Consider the following 2537-nt stretch of genomic DNA (forward strand, 5'->3'; position numbering starts at 1 on the left):
ACTTGCATTTAGTGGCTTTATAGATCTTTGTGTCAATTCATAAGTGGGACTATAATAACTGAGGGTCACAGCAGTGGTATTTACCATGAGCTCCTGAATTGCCATGTTCTGCATCACGAACCCACCGTAAGTGCGATGATTGATGATAGCGTCATCCGCAATACCCGGCTTTTCTGCTGGTTTCTCAGTACATCCTGCAACTAACAGAATAGATCCCAGAAATACTACTAATAATATTTTATTCATACGATCCCCCTATTGGCTTTGTACTTTTATTATAGTAATTTAAGGTTTACATTATTTTAAGATTGCTTTGGACCCTCATAAAGAGACATAGATCGTTAGATCTACAGTGTAGATGCGGGCATGTATAAACAGGAAACTGAGATCCCGGCATTCCCCAGTGTGGCTCTTCCAGTAGCTGCAATACCAGGCCTGGCGTTTGTGCTCATGAGGAAGGAGGAGTAAACTGCTTTACTCTTAATATTTCTTTTTTTCTTCTCTTTTTTTTCATTGGCGCTCTAGAAAAGTGGCCAAAGACATTATTTCTTGAGCAACAGCCGTTCATCTATCGGATAATAGGCCGTAGCAGCTTCAATGAGCTCAGTAGCAGTGTTCTTAGGGAAAGCGTGTACCTCCACACGCACACCCGAAGCTTTGAGATGATTGACAAGTGCAGTGAAATCCCCGTCACCGGTGACCAGCACGATGGTATCGACCTTACTGGATATGGAGATCGCATCAATGGCAATACCCATGTCCCAATCACCTTTAGTTGAGCCGTCGGGCCTCGATTTTAATTGTTTGGTCTTTACTTCCCATCCAATGTATTCTATTACAGACTTGAAACCAGATTGGTCTATTTCCTTTGTTTCCACAACATAGGCTACAGCCCGGATCAGTTGTCTTTCTCTCACCACAGCACTTAATAATTTTCCGAAATCTAATTTTGCATAGTAATAGTTCCTAGCTGAATAGAACATATTCTGCACATCTGCAAATACAGCCAATCTTTGACTTGTGAACATATGTTCTTGAATATCCTGATCTCCTGAACCCATTGAATTTACCTCTTTCTTTTAAGATCATTTTAGTTTACTTAAGTTAATATTGTATTTTTGATCTAATTGACGTAGAAAAGGAAATCATATGATCACGTATGTAATATTTTTCCCGATATCAGTGCAAAAACCCTTTCTGATCATTACAACAATTCCCTGCGCGTTACATGACATAATAGGAAACTGTTATATATTTCTAATCATCCAGTCCCTTCCTGCCAAACGTATAATTAGCAACTCTGAGAGCATCCCTGTCCCCTGTTTCCTTCTCGCACGAGTCACTGAGCTTGACCACAGGGATATCATTGATACTATGCATCTTGATAACTATATTAAGAGGAGGGCTTGTCCTGAAAAAATCCTGATTATTGGTCAGGCTTGTGCCAATACCAAAACTACAGTTGGTCCTGCCTGCACAATGCTCTTTAAGCCTTATTGCATCTGCAGCATGCAGAGAATCACTGAATACCAGTGTTTTTTTCATGGGGTCTATTCCCATTGACCTATAATGCCCGATCACCTTATCGGTAAAACCAAAAGGATCACCACTGTCATGTCTCACACCATCGTATAGCTTGGATAGCCTCAGATCGAAGTCAGCAAAAAAAGCATCGGTACCGAAGGTATCCGATAGAGCTATCCCCAGATCGCCTGCATATACCTTTACCCAGTTATCAAATGCAAAATAATTAGCTCTTCGCAAACCCATCAGGGCAGAATTGCCCATTATCCATTCATGTCCAATAGTGCCTACAGGTTTTATTCCATATTTTCGTGCAAGATGCACGTTGCTCGTTCCTGTGAAACAGGGCAGACCGCACAAAACCTCTATTACTTTGTCCTGTAATTGAAAGCTCCGCCGCCTGCGAGTTCCAAACTCCGTGAACAGGCAACCATGACCATTGAGTTCTTTACCTATGGAACGGATCTTCTTTGCGTAATGGTCAAGGAGAATAGCCTCCCCCGAACCATTGGAGAATGGATGCTCTTTCCAGCTTTTTTCCACTGTGTTGAAATATAGCTCTGAAACAGTGGCCATGAGCACCACTTCCCAGAGGATGGCACTGTGCCAGGGACCTTTTATCCTCAGGTCAAGGTCATTATCATCCGTTAGTCCCACACTCACCTCGGATGGATCAAAACGATAGTTTTTCAGATATTCCAGGTACATGGGTTTAAAGAAAGGACAGGCTGATCTCAGCCAGCTGTACTCTTCTGCGGTCAGCGCGATCTTAGGAAACTGAATATCCAAAATGGTCCTAAACTTCTTTACAAATTCCTCATTGAAACGCTGTCCACCCCTGTTAATGAAACGATATTCGACACGTGCCTCGGGAAACAGTTCCAGTACAGCCATCTGCATGCTTAGCTTGTACAGATCATTGTCCAGTATAGATTGAATCACACCTGACCTTCCTGCATATTCCGTGGATATATGCCTGTACTTTATACCTTATGTGCCTGTCGATTATGTGC

The 2537-nt window shown here is 42.3% G+C and carries 3 protein-coding genes; all 3 read right to left on the bottom strand.

Annotated features, from left to right (window positions below):
- Nucleotides 1-246: hypothetical protein (locus A4E24_RS08970; RefSeq protein WP_394334459.1), on the bottom strand; the 246-nt coding region annotated here is incomplete at its 3' end.
- 296 nt (nt 247-542) lie between these two features.
- Nucleotides 543-1061: an NYN domain-containing protein gene (locus tag A4E24_RS08975; protein WP_292352949.1), complete on the bottom strand. Its 519-nt coding sequence runs from the start codon at nt 1059-1061 to the stop codon at nt 543-545.
- Between the two features lie 196 nt (nt 1062-1257).
- A complete protein-coding gene (gene pncB / locus A4E24_RS08980; protein ID WP_292352950.1) occupies nt 1258-2466 on the bottom strand; it encodes a nicotinate phosphoribosyltransferase in 1209 nt (402 codons plus the stop codon).
- Nucleotides 2467-2537: the final 71 nt, after the last annotated feature.

Origin of the sequence: Methanomethylovorans sp. PtaU1.Bin093, from assembly GCF_002067275.1 — an archaeon.
Taxonomy (GTDB): Archaea; Halobacteriota; Methanosarcinia; order Methanosarcinales; family Methanosarcinaceae; genus Methanomethylovorans.